Source organism: Kitasatospora papulosa, assembly GCF_000717245.1.
GTDB classification, from domain to species: domain Bacteria; phylum Actinomycetota; class Actinomycetes; order Streptomycetales; family Streptomycetaceae; genus Streptomyces; species Streptomyces papulosus.
The window spans coordinates 128,894-153,642 of sequence record NZ_JNYQ01000015.1 but is presented as its reverse complement, the minus strand read 5'-3'; the positions used below and the strand labels follow the sequence as shown (position 1 = coordinate 153,642).

11 protein-coding genes and 1 pseudogene are annotated in these 24,749 nt (G+C 68.2%); 8 read left to right on the top strand and 4 right to left on the bottom strand.

From position 1 onward, the window contains the following. Positions 1 to 240: 240 nt before the first annotated feature. The 5 genes from IA22_RS0129250 (at position 241) to IA22_RS0129230 (ending at position 5,408) form a co-directional block, all read left to right on the top strand. Positions 241 to 1,503 carry an ABC transporter substrate-binding protein gene (locus IA22_RS0129250; RefSeq protein WP_014153370.1) on the top strand — a complete coding sequence of 421 codons (1,263 nt, stop codon included), beginning with the start codon at positions 241 to 243 and terminating at the stop codon, positions 1,501 to 1,503. Between the two features lie 11 nt (positions 1,504 to 1,514). Then, positions 1,515 to 2,486 (top strand): carbohydrate ABC transporter permease, encoded by a 972-nt coding sequence (locus IA22_RS0129245; protein WP_030125333.1) that lies wholly within the window; start codon positions 1,515 to 1,517, stop codon positions 2,484 to 2,486. A gap of 5 nt (positions 2,487 to 2,491) precedes the next feature. Next, on the top strand, positions 2,492 to 3,346 hold the full coding sequence (locus IA22_RS0129240) for a carbohydrate ABC transporter permease (RefSeq protein ID WP_014153372.1): 855 nt from the start codon (positions 2,492 to 2,494) through the stop codon (positions 3,344 to 3,346). A gap of 8 nt (positions 3,347 to 3,354) precedes the next feature. Beyond that, positions 3,355 to 4,734: a GH1 family beta-glucosidase gene (locus tag IA22_RS0129235; RefSeq protein ID WP_015579224.1), complete on the top strand. Its 1,380-nt coding sequence runs from the start codon at positions 3,355 to 3,357 to the stop codon at positions 4,732 to 4,734. 161 nt (positions 4,735 to 4,895) lie between these two features. Beyond that, complete coding sequence (locus IA22_RS0129230) at positions 4,896 to 5,408, top strand: hypothetical protein (RefSeq protein ID WP_245229613.1); 513 nt, start codon at positions 4,896 to 4,898, stop codon at positions 5,406 to 5,408. Between the two features lie 31 nt (positions 5,409 to 5,439). On the opposite strand, the gene IA22_RS0129225 is transcribed toward IA22_RS0129230, so the two are convergent. Together IA22_RS0129225 and acnA are read right to left on the bottom strand one after the other, a co-directional pair. Next, a complete protein-coding gene (locus IA22_RS0129225) occupies positions 5,440 to 6,669 on the bottom strand; it encodes an ROK family protein (RefSeq protein WP_030125331.1) in 1,230 nt (409 codons plus the stop codon). A gap of 118 nt (positions 6,670 to 6,787) precedes the next feature. Next, entirely contained in the window at positions 6,788 to 9,502 is a 2,715-nt protein-coding gene (acnA, locus tag IA22_RS0129220; RefSeq protein WP_015579222.1) for an aconitate hydratase AcnA, read from the bottom strand. Positions 9,503 to 9,833: 331 nt separating this feature from the next. On the opposite strand from acnA, the gene IA22_RS0129215 reads away from it, so the two are divergent. The 3 genes from IA22_RS0129215 (at position 9,834) to IA22_RS0129205 (ending at position 12,738) form a co-directional block, all read left to right on the top strand. Beyond that, positions 9,834 to 10,664 (top strand): GNAT family N-acetyltransferase, encoded by an 831-nt coding sequence (locus IA22_RS0129215; protein WP_234434689.1) that lies wholly within the window; start codon positions 9,834 to 9,836, stop codon positions 10,662 to 10,664. Positions 10,665 to 10,845: 181 nt separating this feature from the next. Beyond that, on the top strand, positions 10,846 to 11,046 hold the full coding sequence (locus tag IA22_RS0129210) for a DUF4236 domain-containing protein (protein WP_014153378.1): 201 nt from the start codon (positions 10,846 to 10,848) through the stop codon (positions 11,044 to 11,046). A 162-nt stretch (positions 11,047 to 11,208) separates the two neighbouring features. Beyond that, positions 11,209 to 12,738, top strand: coding sequence for a helix-turn-helix domain-containing protein (locus IA22_RS0129205; RefSeq protein WP_030125329.1), 1,530 nt, complete (start codon positions 11,209 to 11,211; stop codon positions 12,736 to 12,738). A 191-nt stretch (positions 12,739 to 12,929) separates the two neighbouring features. Here IA22_RS0129205 and IA22_RS36855 read toward each other — a convergent pair whose 3' ends face one another. Then, positions 12,930 to 13,571 carry an SMI1/KNR4 family protein gene (locus tag IA22_RS36855; protein WP_134666432.1) on the bottom strand — a complete coding sequence of 214 codons (642 nt, stop codon included), beginning with the start codon at positions 13,569 to 13,571 and terminating at the stop codon, positions 12,930 to 12,932. Further along, positions 13,568 to 24,170 (bottom strand): annotated as a pseudogene (locus IA22_RS34305) (LamG-like jellyroll fold domain-containing protein). Before IA22_RS34305 ends, IA22_RS36855 begins: the two are co-directional and overlap by 4 nt. Between the last annotated feature and the right edge of the window lie 579 nt (positions 24,171 to 24,749).

Here is a 24,749-nt window from a genome sequence, read left to right as displayed (position 1 = left end):
ACTTCGACGCCACCGCCGCCGCGGAACGCTCCATGGCCTTCGAAGCCCTCGACCAGCTCGCCATGGAACACCTCCTCGGCGTCCGCTGACCCCACCACGCACCAGGGGTGTCCGGAAAGCACCACCGGGCACCCCGCCCCTCCCTGCCGTGACACCGCCGGATCCGCGCAAGGGCTTGACGACAACCCCGTGGGAGCGTTCCCATGGGCCCGGCCACCCTCTTACCGCAAGGGCACCACCGTGACAGAACCTTCCCCGGACGGACGGATCCGCCGCCGCAGCCGCCGCACCAGGCGGATCGCCGTCCCCCTCACCGTCGTCTCCGCGATCGTCGCCGGCACCGTTCTGTCGGGCTGCGCCCAGCAGCGGGACGAGGACGTCTTCACCGTCATGAACTCCTCGACCGACGAGTCGTACCACCGCTGGGACGGTGACACCCTCAAGCGCTGCAGCAAGCAGCTCGGGATCACCATCGAGCAGCAGAGCGTGCCCGCGTCCCAGCTGATGACGAAGGCGCTGCGCATGGCGTCCTCCAAGTCGCTGCCGGACGTCCTCCAGCTGGACGCGTCCGAGATGCCGACGTTCGCCGAGGCCGGCGGGCTCATCCCGCTGAAGGACCTCGGGCTGACCACGACGGACATCCCCGAGGGGATCGTCGACTTCGGCTCGTTCGACGGTAAGTACTACGGGGCCGCGCGCACGGTGAACACCCTGGCGCTGTTCTACAACAAGGACACCCTCGACAAGGCCGGGCTGAAGGTGCCCACGACCTGGGCCGAGATGCAGTCGACCGCGAAGAAGCTGACCCAGGGCAAGCGGTACGGCCTGGCGCTGAGCGCCGGCGGCGCGGAGGACGGCGTCTTCCAGTTCACCCCCTTCATGTGGTCCAACGGCGGTGACGAGTCGAAGCTCGACACCCCTGAGGTCGCCGAGGCCCTGGACTACTGGAAGGCCCTCCTGAAGGACGGCTCCCTCTCCAAGTCCACGGTCAACTGGACCCAGGCCGACGTGAACGACCAGTTCATGGCCGGCAACGCGGCCATGATGATCAACGGCCCGTGGCAGGTCGAGACCCTGAACGCCCGGAAGGGCCTCAACTGGGGCATCGCCGAGATCCCGGTGCCCGAGGCGGGCGACGACTCGGTCGGCCCGCTGGGCGGCGGTGTGCTGACCGTGCCCAACACCGGAGACACCGAGCGTGAGAAGAAGGCCGCCGAGATCATCGGTTGCATGGCGGGCGAGCAGGAGCAGATCACCTACGCCCTGAACAGCTGGATGGTCCCCGCGAACAGCAAGGCCGCCGCCGTCTGGCGTACGAAGGCACCGGAGCTGGCGGCCCTGGCCGGCCAGGTCTCGACGGCCCGCTCGCGCACCGCGAAGGTCGGCGCCCGGTGGTCGTCCGTGTCGCTCGCCCTGCAGAGCGCCTTCCAGTCCGCGCTCACCGGCGCGTCCAGCGAGGCCGCTCTGAAGCGTGCCCAGCAGCAGGTCACGAGCGGGAACTGAGGTAACGAACCATGTCATCCACCACAGCCTCGGCCGCCGCGCTGCCGACCGGCCCGGAGGCCCCCGCGGCCGACGCGGTCAAGAAGCCCGTGAACCCGCGGAGCGCCAAGCGCCGCAAATCGCTCGCCCAGTGGGGCTTCATCGCCCCGGCCGTGATCTTCATGGCGCTGTTCTTCGGCTACCCGCTCGTCCGCAACATCGTGATGAGCTTCCAGGACTACTCGCCGTCCACGTTCTTCACCGGTGAGGCGCCGTTCAACGGCACGGACAACTGGAGCAACGTCTTCGGCGACGGGCTGTTCGGCAAGGCCCTGTGGCAGACGATCCTCTTCACCGTCGGATCGCTCGTCGGCCAGTTCTGCATCGGTCTGGCCCTCGCCGTCTTCTTCACCCGCCGCTTCCCGCTGAACGGGATACTGCGCTCGCTGATCCTGCTGCCGTGGCTGGTCCCGATGGTGGTCTCCGGCATCGTGTGGCGGCGCATCTTCGACCAGGACACGGGTGTCCTCAACAGCTTCCTGGGCACCGTCGGCCTTCCCGGTGACACGCCCTGGCTGACGAGCACGAGCATGGCGCTGACCTCGGTGATCCTGGTGAACATCTGGATCGGCATCCCGTTCAACATGGTGATCCTCTACGGCGGCCTCCAGGAGGTCCCCAAGGAGCTGAACGAGGCCGCCGCACTCGACGGCGCGTCCGCCTGGCGCACGTTCCGCTCGGTCACCCTGCCCATGCTCAAGCCCGTGATCACCGTGGTACTGGTGCTCGGCTTCATGTCGACGGTCAAGATCCTCGACCTGGTCCTCGCGCTCACGGACGGCGGGCCCGCCGACTCCACCCAGACGCTCGGCACGCTCACGTACCAGAACTCCTTCGTCCAGATGGACTTCGGGGCCGGTGCCGTGGTCGGCAACATCCTGATCCTGATCTCCGCCGTCTTCGCGGTGTTCTACCTGCGGGTCAACCGCAACGAGGGGAAGTGACCGGCATGGCGACCACCACCCAGATTCCCGCCGCCCCGGCTCCCGCCGTCCACCGGCCCAAGCGCCGCTGGGGTGCGACCGCCTTCGGCGTCGTCGTCCTCGCGGTGATGCTGTTCCCGCTGTACTGGATGATCAACACCGCGCTGCAGCCCGACGCGAGCCTGGTCGACGTGGGTCCGGTGCCGACGGGCATCGACTTCTCCGGCTTCACGTCCGCGATCACCGAGCAGGGCACCAACCTGCTGACGTCGCTGGCCGTGGCACTGGGCGCCGTGGCCATCTGCCTGGCGATCTCCGCACCGGCGGCGTACGGGCTGGCGCAGTTCAAGCTGCGCGGGAGCAGGACGATCGTCTTCGGGACGCTCATCACGCAGATGGTGCCGGGCATCGTCATCGCGAACGCTCTGTACAGCGCCTACGTGGACCTCGGTCTGGTCAACTCCTACTTCGGCCTGATGCTCGCGGACGCCTCGCTGGGCATCCCCTTCGCGATCGTGCTGATGCGCTCGTTCATGGTGTCGATCCCGCGTGAGGTCATCGAGGCCGCGGAGGTCGACGGGGCGGGCCGCGTCCGTACGTTCCTCCAGGTCGTCCTGCCGATGAGCCGGAACTCGCTGATCACCGCCGGGCTGTTCTCGTTCCTCTACGCGTGGAGCGACTTCATGTTCGCGCTCACGCTGAACACCACGGACGACGTCAAGCCGATCACGCTGGGGATCTACCAGTACATCGGCGCACACGTCGGCGACTGGGGCTCGGTCATGGCCGCCTCGGTGCTCTCGGCGGTGCCGGCGGCCGTCCTCCTCGTCCTGTCCCAGAAGTACATCGCCGCCGGTATCACCGGTGGCTCGGTCAAGTAAGGGTTCCCATGAGTGACTTCCCGGTCTTCCCGCCCGGATTCGTCTTCGGCGCGGCCACGGCCTCGTACCAGATCGAGGGCGCCGTGGAGGAAGACGGCCGCGGCCCGTCCATCTGGGACACCTACAGCCACACGCCCGGCCGGACGGACGGCGGCGACACGGGTGACGTCGCGTGCGACCACTACCACCGCTACCCGGAGGACGTGGCGCTGCTGCGCGACCTGGGCGTGGAGTCGTACCGCTTCTCGATCGCCTGGTCCCGGATCCAGGCCACGGGCAGCGGCGCGGTCAACCCCAAGGGGCTGGACTTCTACTCCCGGCTCGTCGACTCGCTGCTGGAGGCGGGCATCGAGCCGGCCGCCACGCTCTACCACTGGGACCTGCCGCAGGCCCTGGAGGACAAGGGCGGCTGGCGGGTGCGGGAGACGGCGGAGCGCTTCGGCGAGTACACGGCGATCGTCGCCGAGCACCTCGGTGACCGGGTGCCGCGCTGGATCACCCTCAACGAGCCCTGGTGCAGCGCGTTCCTCGGCTACTCGGTGGGACGGCACGCGCCGGGCGCGCAGGAGGGCCGCGGGGCGCTGGCCGCCGCGCACCACCTGCTGGTCGGCCACGGGCACGCGATGAACGCGCTGCGCGCGGCGGGCGTCCGCGAGGCGGGCATCACGCTCAACCTGGACCGCAACGTCCCGGCGACCGAGTCGGACGCCGACCTCGCGGCCGTCGTCCGGGCGGACACCCAGCACAACCTGGTGTGGACCGAGCCGCTCCTCGCGGGGCGCTACCCGGCCACCGAGGAGGAGACCTGGGGCGAGCTGATCACCGGCCAGGACTTCCGCCGCGAGGGCGACCTGGAGCTGATCTCCCAGCCGATGGACTTCCTGGGCATCAACTACTACCGGCCGATCGTCGTCGGCGCCGCACCGCACCGCGAGGCGGACCCGGCGCTGCGGGTGGCCACGGACAACCGGTACGCGGAGGGCCAGTACCCGGACGTCCGCAGGACGGCCATGGGCTGGCCGGTCGTGCCGGAGTCCTTCACCGACCTGCTGACCGTGCTGAAGCAGACGTACGGTGACGCCCTGCCGCCCGTGCACATCACGGAGAACGGCTCGGCGGAGTTCGACAGCGTCGAGGCGGACGGCTCGATCCACGACGCGGACCGGGTGGAGTACCTGCGCACCCACCTGACGGCGCTGCGCGCGGCGATGGACGCCGGTGTCGACGTACGCGGGTACTACGTGTGGTCGCTGCTGGACAACTTCGAGTGGGCGCTGGGCTACGCGAAGCGGTTCGGGATCATCCGGGTCGACTACGACACCCTGGAGCGCACCCCGAAGGACAGCTACCGCTGGTACCAGCAGCTGATCGCGGCGCACAGGGCCTGACCGGCCGAAGCCTCACGTCCGGGGGCGTACGCGTGGACACTCCGCGCGTACGCCCCCGGACGGCGTTCCGCACGTGGCCGGGCCCGGCGTGCGGGCACTCCTCGGGATTGGCTCGATTCCCATGACGTCCGGCACCGGTGACCGCACTCAGGTGTACGTTCATGACGCCTCAGGGGGCAGGCGTCGGCGTCCGGGCCGTCACCGGCCGGCCCGGGGCGGTGATCGAGTCAGGCCTCAACCCTAGGAGTACTCCCGTGCCCGTCACCACCGCACCGAAGATCTCGGCAGCGCTCGCGGCTGCCGCACTCCTCACCGTGGGACTGTTCGCACAGACGGCGGGCGCCGCCGTCGCCCAGAACCCGTGGACCGCCGCCGGCACGGTCGCGGACGTGGCCGGCGTGCAGGCCACCGGCACCTGGATCGCCGCCGCCGAGATCCACACCTATTCCGTCGGTGCGACCGTCAAGGACACCGCGGACGACGGTCGCGGCGCCCGCGTGAACATCCGTTCCCGGAGCGGTGACGGCGGCGAGGTCCTCACCAGCGTCAGCGCATCGGGCCAGGGGGTCGTCACGAAGGACAGCTTCACGCTCATAGGGCCGGTCACCGTTCAGGAGTGCCTGACCGACGGGGGCGTCAACGTCGTGTGCGGCCAGCCCTTCCGCATCATCTGACCGGCACCCCCGACTGTGTGCGACCCGGCGGTCAACGCACCGCGAACGCCGCCGGGTTGCCCAGGACGTCATGGACCACCCGGGCCGCCGCGCCCCGTGCCGCGTCGCCGGAGAGGGACGAGGCCCGCAGCCGGCTGCCGTTCTCGTGCCAGCGGCCGGAGACGACCCGGGCGGTGAGCTGGGCGTCCGCGGGTCCTTCCAGCCAGGGCATCAGGCTGCGGTAGATCCCGCCCAGCACGACCGCCTCCGGGTCGAAGAGGTTGACCGCCCCGGCCAGGACCACGCCCAGCCGGTCCCCCGCCTCGCGCAGCGCGGTGACGGCCCGCTTCTCCCCGGCCGCGGCGCGCTGCTCCAGTTCGGCGATTCCGCGTACGCCCATGGCGGGATCGATCCCGGCCGCGCGCAGCAGGGCCGCCCGGCCCGCGTACTGCTCCAGGCAGCCGTGGGCTCCGCACCGGCAGAGCGGGCCCTCGGGGTCGACGACGACGTGGCCGATCTCGCCGGCGAACCCGTGGGCGCCGCGCAGCATTTCACCGTTCACCACGAGAGCGCCGCCCACGCCGATCTCACCGGTGAGATAGAGGAAGGTGCGTACGCCGCCGAGTCCGCCGAACCAGAGCTCGGCGAGGGCGGCCAGGTTGGCCTCGTTGTCGGAGCCCACGGCGAGCGCCCGCCCGGCCGGGCGCAGCGTGCTGAGCGCCTGTCCGAAGATGCCCTCGGCCGCGACCCTGCTCCAGCCGAGGTTAGGGGCCTGCCGGACGACGCCGCCGGAGACGAGGCCGGGCAGCGCCAGCTCCACGCCGACCACCCGTAGTTCCTGTTCCCGGGTGGAGGCGATGACCCGGTTGGTGAGCCGGGCGGCGTGGGCCAGGACCTCGGCGGGCGGGACGTTCCGGTGGTCGGTGTGCTCGGTGACCCGGACGCGGTCGGTGCCGGTGAGGTCGACGGCGCACACGGAGACGTAGTCGATGTTGATCTCCACGCCGAGCCCCGCCGGGCCGGTGCGGGAGAGTTTGAGGACGGTGCCGGGGCGCCCGGCCGAGCCGCTGGAGGTCTTGCCGGACTCGCTGAGGCAGTCCAGTGCGAGCAGTTCCTCGACGAGTGAGGACACGGCGGCCCTGGTCAGCCCCACGAGGCTCGCCACCCGGGCGCGGGTGACCTCGCCCTCGTCACGGACGGTCCGCAGGACCAGGCTCAGGTTGTGGCGCCGCACGGACTCGTGTCCGGCCTTGGAGGCCTGCGAGGTGAGGTTGTTCTTCATCAGACCTTCGAGCCTAGAGCCTTTCGTCCGGGCCAGGCCGGTGTGGCCCGGACGAGAGGACCTGACGGGCGAAGGGCCGCACCCCGGGGGTGCGGCCCTTCGCTCACTTCCCGATCGCCTACTTGCGGATCAGGCTGCGCAGGACGTACTGCAGGATGCCGCCGTTGCGGTAGTAGTCCGCCTCACCGGGGGTGTCGATGCGGACGACGCCGTCGAACTCCACACCGGTGTCGGTGGTGACCTTGACGGTGCGCGGCGTGGTGCCGTCGTTCAGCTCGGTCACGCCGGTGAAGGAGAAGGTCTCCTCGCCGGTCAGGCCGAGGGACTCGGCGGTGTGGCCCTCCGGGAACTGGAGCGGGAGGACGCCCATGCCGATGAGGTTCGAGCGGTGGATGCGCTCGTAGGACTCGGCGATGACGGCCTTGACACCCAGGAGCGCGGTGCCCTTGGCCGCCCAGTCGCGGGACGAGCCGGAGCCGTACTCCTTGCCCGCGAGGATCACGAGCGGGGTGCCCGCGGCCTGGTAGTTCTGCGAGGCGTCGTAGATGAACGACACCGGCGCGTCGGCCTGCGTGAAGTCGCGGGTGTAGCCGCCCTCGGTGCCCGGCGCGATCTGGTTGCGCAGGCGGATGTTGGCGAACGTGCCGCGGATCATGACCTCGTGGTTGCCACGGCGCGAGCCGTAGGAGTTGAAGTCACGACGCTCGATGCCGTGCTCCGTGAGGTACTTGCCGGCCGGCGTGTCGGCCTTGATCGCACCGGCCGGGGAGATGTGGTCGGTGGTGACCGAGTCGCCGAGCTTGGCGAGCACACGGGCGCCGGTGATGTCCTCGACCGGGGTCGTCTCCATCGTCATGCCCTCGAAGTACGGGGGCTTGCGCACGTAGGTGGACTCGGAGTCCCACTCGAAGGTGTTGCCGGTCGGGATCGGCAGCGCCTGCCACTGGGCGTCACCCGCGAAGACGTCCTGGTAGGACTTGTTGAACATGTCCTCGCCGATGGCGTTCGCCACGACGTCGTTGACCTCGGCCTCGGAGGGCCAGATGTCCTCGAGGAAGACGGGCTTGCCGTCCTGGTCGACGCCGAGGGCGTCCTTGGTGATGTCGACCTTCATCGAGCCGGCGAGGGCGTACGCGACGACCAGCGGCGGGGACGCCAGGTAGTTCATCTTGACGTCGGGGTTGATCCGGCCCTCGAAGTTGCGGTTGCCGGAGAGCACCGAGGTGACGGCCAGGTCGTGGTCGTTGACGGCCTTGGAGACCTCGTCCGGCAGCGGGCCGGAGTTGCCGATGCAGGTGGTGCAGCCGTAGCCGACGAGGTTGAAGCCGACCTTGTCGAGGTACGGCGTCAGGCCCGCCTTGTCGAAGTAGTCGGTGACGACCTTCGAGCCCGGGGCGAGGGTGGTCTTGACCCACGGCTTGCGGGTCAGGCCCTTCTCGACCGCCTTCTTCGCCACGAGCGCCGCGGCGACCATGACGTAGGGGTTCGAGGTGTTGGTGCAGGACGTGATCGCGGCGACGGTGACGGCGCCGTGGTCGATCTCGTAGGTCGTGCCGTCGGGGGCGGTGACCGTGACCGGGTTCGTCGGGACACCGTTGGAGGCGGCCGGGGCGTCGGAGGCCGGGAAGGACTCCTTGCCCGCCTCCTCGTCGTCCGAGACGTAGTTGCGTACGTCCTGGGCGAACTGCGCCTTGGCGTTCGCGAGGACGATGCGGTCCTGCGGGCGCTTCGGGCCGGCGATGGAGGGGACGACCGTGGAGAGGTCGAGCTCGAGCTTCTCGGAGAAGTCGGGCTCGGCGGCCGGGTCGAGCCAGAGGCCCTGCTCCTTGGCGTACGCCTCGACGAGCGCGACCTGCTGCGCGTCGCGGCCGGTCAGGCGCAGGTAGTTCAGCGTCTCGTCGTCGATCGGGAAGATCGCGGCGGTGGAGCCGAACTCCGGGGACATGTTGCCGATGGTGGCGCGGTTCGCGAGGGAGGTGGCGGCGACGCCCTCACCGTAGAACTCGACGAACTTGCCGACGACGCCGTGCTTGCGGAGCATCTCGGTGATGGTCAGCACGAGGTCGGTGGCGGTGGTGCCGGCCGGGAGCTCGCCGGTCAGCTTGAAGCCGACGACGCGCGGGATGAGCATGGAGACCGGCTGGCCGAGCATCGCGGCCTCGGCCTCGATGCCGCCGACGCCCCAGCCCAGCACGCCGAGGCCGTTGACCATGGTGGTGTGCGAGTCGGTGCCGACGAGGGTGTCGGGGTACGCCTGGCCGTTGCGGACCATGACCGTGCGGGCCAGGTGCTCGATGTTGACCTGGTGGACGATGCCGGTGCCCGGGGGGACGACCTTGAACTCGTCGAAGGCGGTCTGGCCCCAGCGCAGGAACTGGTAGCGCTCCTTGTTGCGGCCGTACTCCAGCTCGACGTTCTGCGCGAACGCGTCGTTGGTGCCGAACTTGTCGGCGATCACGGAGTGGTCGATGACCAGCTCGGCCGGAGCCAGCGGGTTGATCTTCGCCGGGTCGCCGCCGAGCTCCTTGACGGCCTCACGCATGGTGGCGAGGTCCACGACACAGGGGACGCCCGTGAAGTCCTGCATGATCACGCGGGCCGGCGTGAACTGGATCTCCTGGCTGGGCTGGGCCTGCGAGTCCCATCCGCCCAGCGCCCGGATGTGGTCGGCGGTGATGTTCGCGCCGTCCTCGGTGCGGAGCAGGTTCTCCAGCAGCACCTTCAAGCTGTAAGGGAGGCGCGCGGAGCCCTCGACCTTGTCCAGCTTGAAGATCTCGTACGACTCGTCGCCCACGCGCAGCGTGCTGCGGGCGTCGAAGCTGTTCGCCGACACGACAGTCTCCTTCTTCAATGTGCGCGTTCAACCGCGCCGCGCCTCATGTGCGGCCGGCGCCGCCTGCGGCCCCCACCATCCGCTAAGGTAAGGATTAGTTAGGTAACCCTTACTGAACGGCGGCTGCGGTGCGCCTCGGCAGATATCTCGATGTCGAGATAACTCTAGTACATCGCCGCCGCGCGGTCATGCCCGGGAGTCCGTGTCCGGCGCCACTCCGCGATGACGCACGGCCACGACCAGGGGCCGGACGGATCCCGTCCGAATCCGTCGGGCCGCGCTCTCGGCGGTACGGCCGGTCCCGTGCGCCGTAGCGTGACGAGAGCTCACCGTGCGCAGCACTCCAGGGCGCGCGGCGCGCAAGCCGTACACCGACGACTACCCACCCCCGCCCGGAGAACGCGCAGTGCACTTCACCGACACCACCGAGGCCGTGCGGGCATGGGTCCACGGCTGGGCCCTCTCACGCGGGGCCGGCGAACCGAGGTCCACACCCTGGGGCTTCACCGTGATCACCGGGCCCCCCGCGAACTCCACGAACCACGTCCTGCCGGCCGCCGACGAGACGACCGTGCGCGAGCTGACCGGGAGCCACACCCTCCCGGGCGCCTGGCTCAAGGCGTTCGTACCGGCCGATTCGCTCGCCTCCTGGATCACGCCGGGCTGGTCGCTCCCCGGCGCGCCCGGATTCCTGATGTCGACCACGCTGGGGTCCGCCGGCGCCCCGGCCCCGCTCCGCGACGGCTACCGGCTCCACACCTGGACCGGCGCCGGGGTCACCCACGCGCGGGTGCACGCCCCGGACGGCACCTGCGCCGCACGCGGCCAGATCGCGGTCGACGGCACCACGGCGGTCGTCGACAAGGTCGAGACCCACGCGGCGCACCGGCGCCTGGGGCTCGGCCGGGTGGTGATGGCCGCCCTCACCGCGGCGGCCTCCGAACGGGGCGCCACGGTGGGCCTGCTGGCGTCGTCGGCCGAGGGCCGCGCGCTCTACGAGGCGACGGGGTGGCTGGTGGCGGCCCCCCTGGCCAACGCCCGGCGAGGGCCGGACCCGGTCGGCCGACACCCCGTCAGCACGGCCGCCGCACCGGCCGTGCACCGGCAGCGGGGTCCGCGCGGCGCGAGCACGGACGAGCCCGTACGCACACTGCCCGCATGACCCGGCGGCCGGGTCGCGCGTACGGACCCAGCGGGTTCGCGCGTAAGACCCGGCCGGTTCGTGCGCATGAACCCGCCCGGTCGCGCGCATGACACGGCCGGTTCGGTCGCACGAACCCGCCCGGTCGCGCGCATGACACGGCCGGTTCGGGATACGCGTACTCCTGACAGAGGAGGCGCAGATGCCGCTCACATTCCGCAAGAGCTTCCAGATCCTTCCGGGCGTCCGGCTGAACATCAACCGCCGCTCGTGGTCCGTGACGACGGGCGGACGGCACGGCCCGAAGCGCACGCACAGCAGCACCGGCCGGCGCACGACGTCGATGGACCTGCCCGGTCCCTTCGGCTGGCGGAAGACGACCAAGCGCAGCCGCCGCGGCTGATTCACCTGGTCGGCGTAACACCGCACGCCGGGTCGCGGGCGGGGGCCTGATGCTTCACACAGGCGCCCGCCCACGGCCCGGCACCCGGTCGACACGCCGGTCGTCACCCGAACCGCACACCCCGGCGCGATCTTCATCTCATATCTGAGATAGCGTGCAGCCATGGAAGACGACTACCTCGCACGTATCGGCAAGCTCATCCGTGACGCCCGCCAGCATCGTGGCTGGACACAGAGTCAGCTCGCCGAGGCGCTCGCCACGAGCCAGAGCGCCGTCAACCGCATCGAGCGCGGCAACCAGAACATCAGCCTTGAGATGATCGCCCGCATCGGCGAAGCCCTCGACAGCGAGATCGTGTCGCTCGGCTACGCCGGACCCATGCATCTGCGCGTGGTCGGCGGACGCCGGCTCTCCGGCTCCATCGACGTCAAGACGAGCAAGAACGCGTGTGTCGCGCTGCTCTGCGGCTCCCTGCTCAACAAGGGGCGCACGGTCCTGCGCCGGGTGGCGCGCATCGAGGAGGTCTTCCGGCTCCTGGAGGTCCTCAACTCCATCGGCGTACGCACCCGCTGGGTCAACGAGGGCGTCGACCTGGAGATCCTGCCGCCCGCCGAGCTCGACCTGGACGCCATCGACGCGGACGCCGCACGCCGGACCCGCTCGATCATCATGTTCCTCGGCCCGCTGCTGCACCGCACGGACCGCTTCACCCTCCCGTACGCCGGAGGCTGCGACCTCGGTACGCGGACGATCGAGCCGCACATGATCGCGCTGCGCCGCTTCGGCCTGGAGATCGCCGCGACCGACGGGCTGTACCACGCGCAGGTCGACCACGAGGTCCGGCCGGACCGCCCCATCGTGCTGACCGAGCGCGGCGACACGGTGACCGAGAACGCCCTGCTGGCCGCCGCCCGGCACGACGGCACGACCGTCATCCGCAACGCCTCCTCCAACTACATGGTCCAGGACCTGTGCTTCTTCCTGGAGGCGCTCGGCGTGCGCGTCGAGGGCGTCGGGACGACGACGCTCACGGTGCACGGTGTGCCGGAGATCGACGTGGACGTCGACTACTCCCCCTCCGAGGACCCGGTCGAGGCGATGAGCCTGCTGGCCGCCGCCGTGGTGACGGAGTCCGAGCTGACGATCCGCCGGGTCCCGATCGAGTTCCTGGAGATCGAGCTCGCCGTCCTGGAGGAGATGGGCGTCGACTGCGACCGCACGGCGGAGTACGCGGCCGACAACGGCCGCACCCGGCTGGTGGACCTGACGGTCCGGCCCTCCAAGCTGGAGGCCCCCATCGACAAGATCCACCCGATGCCGTTCCCCGGCCTGAACATCGACAACGTGCCGTTCTTCGCGGCCATCGCGGCCTCCGCTCACGGCCAGACCCTGATCCACGACTGGGTCTACGACAACCGCGCGATCTACCTCACCGACCTCAACCGCCTCGGTGGCAGGCTCCAGCTGCTGGACCCGCACCGCGTCCTGGTCGAGGGCCCGACCCGCTGGCGCGCCGCCGAGATGATGTGCCCGCCCGCACTGCGACCGGCGGTGGTGGTGCTGCTGGCGATGATGGCGGCAGAGGGGACGTCGGTCCTGCGCAACGTGTACGTGATCAACCGGGGGTACGAGGAACTCGCGGAGCGGCTGAACTCGGTGGGGGCGCAGATCGAGATCTTCCGGGACATCTGATCGGTAGGGTGTCGTGCCTCTTGGCGGCAAAGGGCACGACACCGCAACATGCCATCTGACCTGCGAATACTTACCTTCATGACCCTTCACTGATCACTGTTGCTTTTCAGCACCTTGCGCAACGCACGTGCAAGATGATTTTGCATGACTGACCGCACGTCAGGAAAAGCTGAGCAACCGTCAATTACACCTCAGGAGAAGTCTTCCAGATTCATGTCAGAATATTCATCAGGAAGTCCGGTCCACGGATCAAACCCTTCAGCGATAAGGCGCCCCCTCTCCCTGCGATGGAGAAATCTCTGCTCTCCGCCCCTCCATAGGGTTGCGTCATCGAACGGGCACTCGTCAAGTTCACCAACGAGAATTTGTCTCAGGAATTCCGCCATTCCGTATCGCTGAATACTGACGGTTGAATCCCCCCGCACGACGACCACTGGCCAATCCTCAGGGTCGTCGCCAGAGGTAAGCCAACAGGCCACGTCTCCACCGATTGTCACCGCCCAGGCAATGAGCGGGAGCTTCACCAGGCCCGACCGCTCCGGCGTGCGCTTTAGACCCCAAGCAAGTCTCGCGTTCGCCGTCTCCTGCCCCATGGAGCCGGACTCATCACCCCGTGGCGGGCCAGGACGCGCAATATCCATACCGTCCGAGATCGAGCCGACCCCATAAACGGACATGAAGCACTTATAGTCCGACGGAAAGTTTGTCCCCCAGGACCGCTGCATCTCGGACCAGTCAACTTCGTCGCCAGCCTCATGATTCAGGGAAAGGAGTTCACTCAGCCCCTGAAAGGCCTGGTGACCAGTCAGCCCGATAACTCCGCCATTCGTCATGACATTCCTCCGATCGGAACAGGAAGCCCCTTGTAGTTGACAATACCGAAGTTCTTTTGCGTGTTGAGAGAGTTCGGCACCAGAACATCAAACCTCTCCCCGGGAAGATTGCCTGGCGCAACACCCTCGGCCTTCATGTGAAATGCAACTGGAACCGTTCTAGGTCCCGCATACACAGGCTCCACGGTGTACCGAACGACTTCCCCACGGCTGACAGCTGCCTCAACTCTGTCCTCATACTTGACCATGGTGTCCTGCAGCCTCCCAGGACCGTCGACGTGGGTGTTCGCAGGTCGCGTGCACGTAGCCAGGTTAGCGAGGTCCGTCCCCGAGCCGCCCAGCTGCTTCCCGAGGAGATGGCAGTTGTTCACAGCGCTACTCGGACTTTCACCATGAACGGCGGCATACCGGCCAGCCCAGTTGTAGCCCGGCGGGCGGGTGTCCTTTTCGGTCTTCGTCCCGCCCTGGATCTGCGTAAGGTCGAGGCAGGCGTTCATGGCCGTCGCCCGGTTCCCGTTCGCGGCATCCCGCTGCCCGGGTTCCTTCCACCCCTTGCCATTTCGACGGCAGTCCTTGGGCTTGTCGTCATCGGTACCTGAACCAGGGTCAGCTCCTGCGGCCGGATACGGGGTCGGGGCTTGCTCCGGCTGGAACTGGTCGTTGCCGGCCAGGTTCAGCATGTTTAGTGCGCCGACGATCATTTTCCAGCCATCGCCGGGCGTCCAGCCGCCGTTCTTGGGGTCCCAGTCGGGCTTGGGCGCCGGCCGATTCGGGGCCGGCTTGGGGTTCGGGCCGTTGTTGACGTTCTGGTCGATTACCGGGCGGGGCGGGCGAACTGCGGCGCGGACTGACTGGGCTGCAGCACTGCCCAGGTTCGGATAGGTGGGGGCAGTGTTCCAGCGGGGGTAGTAGGGGGTGTATCCCGCGCCGCTCCCTCCCCCTGCCGATGATCCAGTGGAGTGCGAGCTGCTGAACCTGCTGGCCTGGGCTCGGATCGCGGCGGCCGTGGACCGTGCGTAGCTGTTCGACAGGACATTGGTCTGGACGTAGCTGTTACTCATGGTGTCGCTACGCGAACGCACGTACCGGTCGGCGGCCACTGCTCCGCCTCCTACGGCGATTACGCCGGCGGTTCCCCAACCCAGCGCTTCCCAGACAGCGAGTCCGCCGAGAGCTACGAGTGGGAAGAAGTGCCCGGTCGGGTCGGTGCCGTTCTGGGGTGATCCGAAGCCGTAGGAGTAGCGGTTGGCGCGTTGTGCGGACTGGGAGGGGTCGAGCTGCCAGGTGTCGCGGGAGGTGAAGCCTCCGGTGCCGGGCTGGTACCAGCGGGCCGCCATGTTGACGTCGCCGGATGTGGGGTCGGTCCAGCCGGACTGGTAACCCAGGGCGGGGGTGGTGCCGTTTGTGGCGGTCTCCTGGCCGAAGGGGTCGTAGGCGGTGGAGCTGATGACCTGGGTGCCGTCGGCCGAGAGGCCGGCGACCAGATCGGTGTGCTGGTCGGTGATGGACCACTGCGGGGCCGCATTGCCCGCCTGGCTGGCCAGCAGGGCGCCGTCCGGGGTGCGGCTGTAGACGCTGGTGCCGTCGCTGAGTAGGTTGTTGGATCCGCCGTCGTAGCTGAACGTGGCGTTGCCTTGTTGGGCGACGCGGTCGAACGAGTCGTAGGTGAACGTCGCCGAACCGTCGCTGACCTTGCGCTCGAAGGCGTCGAACGTCAGAGCCCGGGATGCGCCGGCGCCCTTGGTGGCCGCGGCAAGAGTTCCGCGTGCGGTGTAGCCGTACGTGGTGGTGCCGTCGTCGGTCAGACGGTTGCGGGCATCGTACGAAGCGGTGGCTGCTCCTGCCTTGATGCGGTTGCCGGCGTCGTCCCATCCGTATGCGGTGGTGGTCGTGCCGCTGGTCCAGGACGTCATCCGGCCGGCCTTGTCGTAGCCGTAGGTGTTCTTCCCCGCGCCTGCGGTTCCGCTCGTCGTCTTCTCGGTGAGGCGGTCGTCGAGGTCGTAGCCGTAGGTGGTGCCGGCCTTCTGCGTTGTCTTGTCCAGGTTGGCGACCTTGTCGCTCGCGAGGCGACCGAGGCTGTCGTAGGTGTAGTCGCGACGGGCGGTGGCTTCGTACTCCGTGGAGCCTGCGGGCTTGACCGCGTACTCCTCGAGCAGGGGCCTGCCTGCGGTGTCGAAGTCGTACCAGATGTCGCTGTCGCTGAGGGAGTCCCAGACCCAGTCGATCCGGCCGCCGTCGTCGTACCCGTAGTACGACTCGGATTCGACGCCCACCCGCTCGGTCATGTTGCCGTCGGCGTCGTAGCCGTAGCCGTAGCCGACCTTTCCGCCAGGGCCGTCGGCGGTGAGCAGTTGTCCTCGGTCGTTGTAGGTGTACGTGTTCCGTGCGAGGTCGTTGCCCGTGCCGGCGGCGGTGATGCGGCCCGCAAGGTCATAGGTGAGGGTGCGGTCGGTGGTGGCGGCCTCCGCGCCCGTGCCGGTCTCGCGAACGAGGCGGCCGAGGCCGTCGAAGGTACGTCGGCGCTCCACGCCGCCGGGCAGCAGCTCGGCGATGTCCTGGCCCGCCTTGTCGTAGACGGTCGTCCAGGTGCGGTCGGTAAGGGCTGGGTGGGCGGTGGTGGAGGGTTCGATGGTGGACTCGGGCAGGTTCCAGGGCGTGAAGGTGTACGTCGTGGTGTTGTCCCGGCCGTCAGTCAGCCGCGTGCGGTTGCCCGCCGCGTCGTAGCCGAAGGTCGTCGTGATGGACTTGGCGTCCGTCACGGGTTCGACCTGCTTGGTGATGTGCCCCAGTGCGTCGTAGGTGTACGTGGTGCGCGCCTGAGTGCTGGAGACGGTGGCCGTCCTGTTGCCGTCGGCGTCGTACTCCGCCTTCGCGGTACGCAGCACGCTCTGGCCTGTGCCGTAGTCCGCTGCGGCTGTGACGTTGCCGAGCGCGTCGTATGTGGTAGTGCTCCTGCGGTCGGTCGGGTCGGTCATCTGGGTCTGCCGGCCGAGCCGGTCGTAGCTGAGCCGGGTGACGCCGTAGACCGGGTTGGTCACCGTGGTCGTCTCCCCCGCCGGGTTGTACGTGGCGGTGGTGGTGCGGCCTGCGGGGGTGGTGGATGCGGTCTGGTTGCCCGCGTCGTCCCAGACGTACCGCGTCGTGAGGTTCTGCAGGGTCGGATACTGCTCGACAGTCGTCGCGGTCAGCTGACGACCGAGCTCGTCGTAGGTGGCCTGAGTCCTGGCCCCTGTCGGGTCGGTGGCTGAGAGTTGCAGGCCGGTCGGGGTCCAGGTGAACTCCGAGACGCCCGCTCCGTCGAGGTCGGTGGAGGTGCTGTCCAGCAGGCCGGACTTCTCCAGTCCGAGAACAGTGGGAACGGTGCCCGCGACGGGGTCGGTCTGCCGGACCAGGCTTCCGAACTGGTCGTAGGTGTAGCGGCTGGTGCGGCCCAGCGGGTCCGTCGTCGTGGCGGGTCTGCCGAGGGCGTCGTACGTGGTGCTGCTTACGGCGCTGATCTTGGTGCCGCTGGGCGGTGTGTAGTCGGGGAGGGTGACAGCGGTGGGCTGTCCGAGGCCGTCCACAGTGGTGCGGGTGACGGCTCCCCGTGCGTCACGGCTGTCCGTCGCTTCGCCGAAGGTGTTGTATCCGCCCAGAGTGGTCGGCGTGGCTGTGGCAGCCGTCCCGCCCTTGTTCTCGACTGAAGTGGCCGGTGCCTTAGTTTCCACCAGGCGCCCGAGCGCGTCGTACCGGTAAGTGGTGCGGTATGTGTCGGGGTCGGCTCCTTCCGCGTTGCCCCTGGGGGCGACGGTGGAGGTGGGCAACCCTCGCTGGTCATAGGTGCTGGTGGTGATGTGGGTGGACGTGCCGTCGGTGATCTGCTGGCGGGTGACGTTGCCCGCGGCGTCGTACTCAGCGGTGGTGGTCAGCCGCTTCCCCGAGCCGTCGACCGGCCGGCTCTCCTCGGTCAGCCGGTCGTCCGCGTCGTAGGCGAGGTCGGTGATCCTGTTCAGGCCGTCCGGGTCGAGGGCGCTGCGGGTGGTGCGCCCGGTCGCGTCCACGGTGTGCGTCATGGTCACGCTGCCGCCGCCGGTGACCTGGCGGGTGAGGTTTCCGGCACCGTCGTAAGTGTTCGACTCCAGCTGGACATCGCGCCGGGTGCCGTCCGCCTGCTTCACCTGCCGTGCCGTGCTCGTCGCGGTAAGACCGTCGTCGAAGTAGCTGAACGTGGTGGTGGCGCCCATCGCGTCGGTCGAGGAGGCCAGGCGGCCTGCGGGATCGTAGGCGTTGGAGGTGACGACCAGGTCGCGGACTTCGCCGGTAGGTGACCCGGTCCAGTCCTTCAGGACGGTTTCGGCGTGCTGGCCGCGCGGTGTGTAAGCGTAGGTGAGACGGGTGCCGGTCGGGTCGGTCGTCGTGGCGGCCCGTCCCATGGCGTCGTGGGTGAGGGAAGTGACATGGTCCTCCGCGTCGGTGACCGTGTCGTTCAGGCCGTGGCTGTCGTAGTGATAGCTCGTGGTGCGCTTGGCGTCGCCGCCTGAGGTGTCCTCGGCCGACTCCGTGAGCAGGTTGCCGTCGGCGTCGTACGACCGGGTGATCTTCGCAGTGTGTGTCACTCCGGTGATCTCGTTCTTCACGCCGACGCCGGACTCGGAGACGACTCGGGACATGGTGTCGTAGCCGTAGCTGGTGGTCACGCCCTCAGGAGCGGCGTCGGATATCTGCTTCTCGGCAGTCTTGCGGCCCAGGCCGTCGTAGGTGAACTCGGTGACCAGTCCGGAGGGCGAGGTGATCGCGGCGGTGCTTCCCGTGGCGAAGTACCGGTAGGTGGTCACCGCGCCGCCAGGAGTCGTCTCCTTGGCGACCAGCCCGGCCGGGGTGGTCCCGCCGCCGACAGCTGCTTCGCTGCCGTCGGTGTAGGCGGTGGTCGCGGTACGGGCGTCCGCGAGCCTGGTGGTGCTGGGCAGGCCGAGCGCTGTGTAGGTCAGGGACGTCTTGTAGCGGTCGTCGTCCGGCCCGGTGGAACGTGCGTCCCGTGCAGTGACCGGCTTGTCATTGCGCGGGTCGAGTTCGTCGTCCGGGTTGAGGTAGTACTCGGTGTACGCGCTCCAGCACGAGTCCGCGTCACGGCACGTCGTGGTGGTGACCGCGTTGCCCCGGGCGTCGTGCCCGGTGACCGTGGCGTGCCCGTTGGGGTCGGTCACGGTGTGGATGAAGCCACCCGTGTCGTAGGTGTAGGTGGTCACCCCGTCTTCGGCGTCCGTGACCTGCGTGGGCCGCATGCCCTTGAGCGCGTCGTACGACGTACGGACCGTGTGTCCGAGGGGGTCGGTCACGCCGATGGTGGCCGCCAGCGAAGAGAGCCCGGACCGCTCGCGTGACTGGAAGTGGTCGGCGACCTGGTCGGCCGACAGCGCCTTGCGGTAGATGGCTGCTTCGTCGATCTGTCCGGTGAACCGGTAGGTACCGCTGGCTACTCCCATCCACCCGGAGCTTGCGTACCCTGCGCCGAGGTAGGCGTACGCCAGCCCCTGCTCGGAGATCGTGCCTGCCAGCGAACCGACGAGCACACCGTCCAGATAGAGCGACTGAGTGGTACGGGCACCGGTGAGCACTGCGTGGTGCCACTTGCCGTCGGTCACCGTCTGGGTGGAAGTGATCGGCTTCGCGCCCGGATTACCCGTCAGATACCACTCACCACGCAACTTCCCTGCCTCGTCAATGTTGAGGGCGGGGCGCCAAGAAGTCGGCGTGGCGCCGAGTGCGGCGTTCTGGAATCCGAGCAGCACACCGGACTTCGTCGTGTTGAACCAGAGTTCGGCCGTGAGGTCCGTGGTGCCTGCCACCAGATTGCCGGGGACGGAGACCGCCCCGGTCCCGGAGAGCTGAACCGCTTGCCCGTCGCCCGTGCCGAAGATGCCTGTCGTTCCTGCAGTCGCATTGACGTAGGTGCCGTTGCCCTGAGCAGCTGTGACCCTGCTGACTGCAGTGGTCGCGCCCTTGTTCTCGTCCAGCGGCCAGTACGCGGCCGGGGCGTCCCCGACGATCTCGCCGCGGTAGTGGGCGCTGTCACCGGTGATTAGTGCGGACCGGGCGGCGTAGTGCTTCTTGACCGTTGCCGCACTCATGGTGCGCTCGTACAGCGCGACCTCGTCCATCTGGCCGGTGAAGTGGTAGGTACCCGCAGCCACCCCCATCCAGCCGGAGCTCGCATAACCCGCACCGAGATAGGCGTACGGCCTTCCCTGGTCGGATATGGTGCCGGCCATCGACCCGACCAGTTGACCGTCCAGGTAGAGGGACTGCGTATTCACTGCTCCGGTCAAAACGGCGTGGTGCCACTTGTTGTCGGTAACCGTCTGGCTCGACGTGATCGGGTCCGCGCCCGGGTTACCGGCCAGGTACCACTCTCCGCGTAGCTTTCCGGCGGTGTCGATGTTGAGCACCGGCCGCCAGGACGTGGGGGTCTCGCCCAGCTCCACGTCCTGCAGGCCCATCAGCACACCGGACTTGGCTGTCTTGAACCACAGCTCGACCGTGGGAGTGGTCGGGCTCGTGGGCAGGTCGTTGGGCAGCTGGACGTAGGAATCGGCGCTCCCGTCGAAGGTGGCGGCGGTGTCGTCACCGTCCGCGAAGACACCGGCTGCGCCCAGCGTTGTCCCGTCCCCGTAGGAACCCTCCGATCCGTCGCCTGCGGCGCTGACCGCCTTGGATCCGGAGCGCTCCCCCAGCCGCCAGTAGCCCTCTGGTGCGAAGGCCCGCACTTCGTCGGCGTACGTGACTGAACCGGCTGAGTAGTCGGGGGCGGAGACCTTCCACGTTCCGCCGTTGTCGTCGGTGTGCTCGGTGAGTCGGCCGGTGGCCGGGTCGTAGACGGCGGAAGCGTGGGACCTGCCCGAGGGAAGGGTCACCTTGGTGATTCGGCCAGCGGCCTCGCGCGCGGTGTAGTGGTCCTTGACAGTCGCCGCGTCGAGGGGGCGTCCGTAGACCGCGACCTCGTCCATCGTGCCGCTGAAGCGGTGGGTGTCAGCCGCTACGCCCATCCAGCCCTCGTTGGCCCAGCCCGCGCCGAGGTATGCCTTCTGGTCTTCGCGCATGCTGACGGTCCCGGTCAGGCTTCCGACCTTGGCCCCGTCCAGGTAAAGGGTCTGCGCGGTGCCCTGGCTGGTCAGGACGGCATGGTGCCAGGCGTTGTCGGTGACTGCCTTGGGGGAGACGATCGGCTTCGTGCCGGCGTACTCGACCGTGTAGAACTGGCCTCGCAGCTTGCCGTCGGCGTCCACGTTGAGGAAAGGACTGTATCGGGTCGGCTTGGATCCGATCTCGGCGTCCTGGAGAGTGGCGAGTACTCCGGGCTGGGTGGTCTTGAACCAGAGCTCGACCGTCAGGATGTCGGAGGTCTCCAGAGCTGCGTCCGGGAGTTCGACGACTGAGTCCCGGCCGTCGAAGGAGGCAGCGGTGTCCGTCGTTCCGGTGAGCGCGGAAGTAGCGCCAAGGGTCACGTCACGGTAGAGGGCGTCGTTGAGGCCGTCGCGGGAGGGCGCGCTGCTGCTCGCGGTGGAGCCTTCCTCCTCGCCAAGTGGCCAGTACGACTGTGGGCCCGCGTCGAGGACCATGCTGTGGTATAGCGAACCGTTCTCATAGTCATACCCAGTGCACTGGGTCGAGGACGAAGGCGGGCACACCTTCGTCAGCCGGTCGTCGGAGTAGCTGTATGTCCAGGTGAGTCCGGGTGAGCCTGCACCCATGGGGCTCGTGGTCACCGAGCTGATGCGGCCGCCGGTCCAGGTGAAGTGGAGCGAACGGCCCGAGAGCTTGTCCGAGACCGTGCTCAGCGTGCGGTTGTCCGCCCCTCCGTAGGTCAGTGTCTGTACTCGGCCGGCGCTGTCGGTGACGGAGGTCAGCAGTCCCGAGCTGTCGAACCGGGCTGTCGTCCCTCCGCGTTGGCGCATGGTCCAGCCGGTCGAGTCCGCGACAAGGTCTGTGGTGCTGCCGGAGGGACCCGCGAGCGTGCCGTCCGGATTGCGGCCGAAGCGCACCTGCGACCCGTCGGCCCGGGTGACCATCACGGTGTTGCCCACGGTCTCCTGGACCAGTCGCATGTCCCAACGCGTCGACCAGCCGACGCCGAAAGCGTTGGTCCGGCGCGGGTCCAAGGAGTTGTACGTACGGGTGACGGAGAGCTCCGGTCCGACGGTCGGCATCGCCGCGTCGGTCGCCGCAGTCACATAGTTGCCGGAGCGGGCGCCGATCTCACTCGTGCCGTCCGCGCCACCGAGGTGACTGGTCACCGCGGGCTGCGGGACCGATGTGGTGAAGACGGAGGCGTGCGGCTGGGACGAGGTCGCACTGCCGTCGTAGACGTATGCGTACCAGGCGTAGGTCTTGCCCCAGGACAGCCATCCCGCCGGGACCGTCCACTGCTGCTTGGTGCTCCGCGTCCCCTTGCGGCAGTTCTTACGGCTGTCGCTTCCCTCGATCTCGCAGACTTCGAAGGTGTAGCTGAGGGCCGATGACGGGTAGCGGTCGGTGTCCTTTCCGTTCGCCCAGAGGGCCGGAGTGAGGGAGTCCACGGGGGTGCCGCTCGCAGGCGCCTCGGCCGTGAGCACCGGCGGTATGTTGACCGCGGATATCTTGACGGCCGCGCCCGGCACCCCTGCCGTGGTGAAGCGGGAGACGCCGAGATCCGTCATCGTCCACTCGATGGTGTACGTGGCTGGCGTCAACGGTGCGATCTTGGCGTCCAGCGTCACGCTCTCGCCGGGAGAGATGTCGCTCGGCATGAGCGTGTAAGCGATCTTCGAGCTGTCGGTGATCTCCGTGCCGGAAGCGTTGTACAGGTTGTAGCGGAGCCTGTAGTCGCCGCCCTTGGGCCAGGTCGCCTGCCCCCGGTTGGTGACGGTGACCTTCATCGACCCCTGAGTGGTGGCGGTAACCGGCGCGGTGAAGTCGCCCAGCCCGTAGGTCGCCCCGTACGGCGTCCACGTGACATCCAGGCTCGGCTTCCCGTTGGGGTAGTCGTCCGAACCGAACTGCTTCCATCCCTTGGAGTCGGACGTCGATGCCTTGACGGCCAGCCCGTAGTTCTTCTTCCGACCGTGTGTCCAGTCATCCACCAGCTTGCGTCCGGCCGAACCCAGCTTGATGGACTCCCACTTGGCACCACCACACGGGTAAGCGGTCTGCCCCCTCCGGGCGCCAGCCGTGCGCGAAGCTCTTCGACGCGAGAGCAGAACCCGTCGACGGCCCGGGGTACTTGGTCGTGGTCGACTCAGCCCAGTTCGACGTGATCGGGTGGACCGTCACGGGCCTGGCCGTACACGAGTAGGAGTACGTGTTGTACAGCGCCAGGCTGGTGTTGACCACCCAGGCGTTCTTGAGAGTGGTCTCCAGGCCCGAGAAGCGCAGGAAGGCAGCCGCCTTGTGACCCCCTGCATCGTAGGTGCCGGTCTTCAGCACGGTGTCACTGGAGAAATTCTGGTTGTCCGGAGACTGCACGTACGTCCCTGAAGTCGCGTTCACCGACTTCAGGGACGGGTCCACCCGTACGGGGAAGACACGCTCGGGGGACTGCAGCCACTCCTGGTCCATGGTCACCACAAGGGTCTGCTGCCCTGCCTCCTCGGTCAGACCGAACGTCACGCCCGAGGAGATCTCCCCCTGGGCGGAGTTCTCGGCATGACGGGAGTCCTCCATCCAGCCGGCCGGCATCCACGCCCGCTCGACGCCCTCGGCGTCGGTGAAGGACACACCGCCATGCTCGGCGATGCGCGCGGTCAGTCCTTGTACATGGAGAGGGAAACGCCACGTTGACGGCGCATCCTTACTCCGGAGGACCATGGTCTCCTTGAACGACCCACTATCGGCCACGAACTCAAGGTCTGCGTCGTCCCGCACCTCGGGGTAGGTAATGGCACTGCCGTCCACCCGCCCCTCCGACTCCTGCGCGTCCTCCAGCCCGTAGCCCACCGACAGGCCGTCACCCAGCCCCATCGTCACAACAGGTCCGTCCGCGGCGTCGCCGGCGAAGTCGAGCGGCGCCTCCGTGGTGGTCGTCTGCCAGCCCAGTCCCTCGTCGTTCCCGCTCATCGTGTGCGAACCAGGTGCGTCCGCAGGCACGAGGGAAGAATCGACTTTCTGCCATTCGCCCTGGCCGTCCAGGAAGTTGACCTGCTCGTTGTAGAAGCGGGTGGTGTAGGTGCCGTCCTCGTTGAGAAACGTGGACTCCCGCTCCTTGCGCTCGCCCTTCACCTCTGCACTGCGCTCAGGGTCGAAGCCCGCAGGCGTCACAGGGTTCGGAGTCTCCACTTCCACGGTCTGCCCAGGAGCGGGCAGCGTCACCTCACGTTCCAACTGTGGCTCTGATACGGCGCCCTCCGCGAGGAGTTCACCCGGCGCATCCACCGCGTTTCCCCGCCCCCCGGTGGCCACCGCGTCCGTGACGCCGGTGGAAGCCCTGTGGCTGCGCCCAGCAGCTGAACCCCAGTCCTGGTCCGGCACTTCCCCCACGGGCACACGAACCACGTCAGTCTTGTCAAAGGCGACAGCCGCCTGCTCCGTGCCGGCAAGAACGGCCATCGCGAAGGCGACGGCAACAACAAGGGGACGCACAGCACGCACAAGGACTCCCACGCGGATGATCAAGACATGAGATTTGTATGAGAATCACTCCGGTAGTGCAGGTCTCGAATAGATTTTGTGATGTTCACGTGATGATCAAGGGATCGTCTGAGCCGCACCGCCTCTCCCTCAACTCAATGGAGGGGCAGCGGGGTTCACTAGACCGGTGACGCCCAAAAGTCATGGTTGACATGGATCGCACCGGCAGGCGGGTGAATGCGATGCCATCGCGCTTCCCCTCAACCCTCCACAACACACCCCCGGCGCATCGTGGCTGCGGACGTCCGAACCGCATGTCCTTGTCTCCTACAGATGGCCCGGCCCACAAAACCTCAGCGAGGGAGAGTTCCGGGCGGTCAAGAATCCTGCGCTGGCGCAGTGCGTCGCGGTTCGGGGTTGGAGTGGTAGCCCTTGTCGCCGAGCACGGCGTCGCGCCTTCGGCGGGTGGGATGTAGTCGTCATCGATGGCGCGGCTCACCTTGCTCGACATTGGCACACAGGCCTCACATGCCTTGCAGTTGCTGGCACGGCGTTCCCCGCTGTGCCGATCGATAGCGCTCCACTACCGCGTTCTTCCGG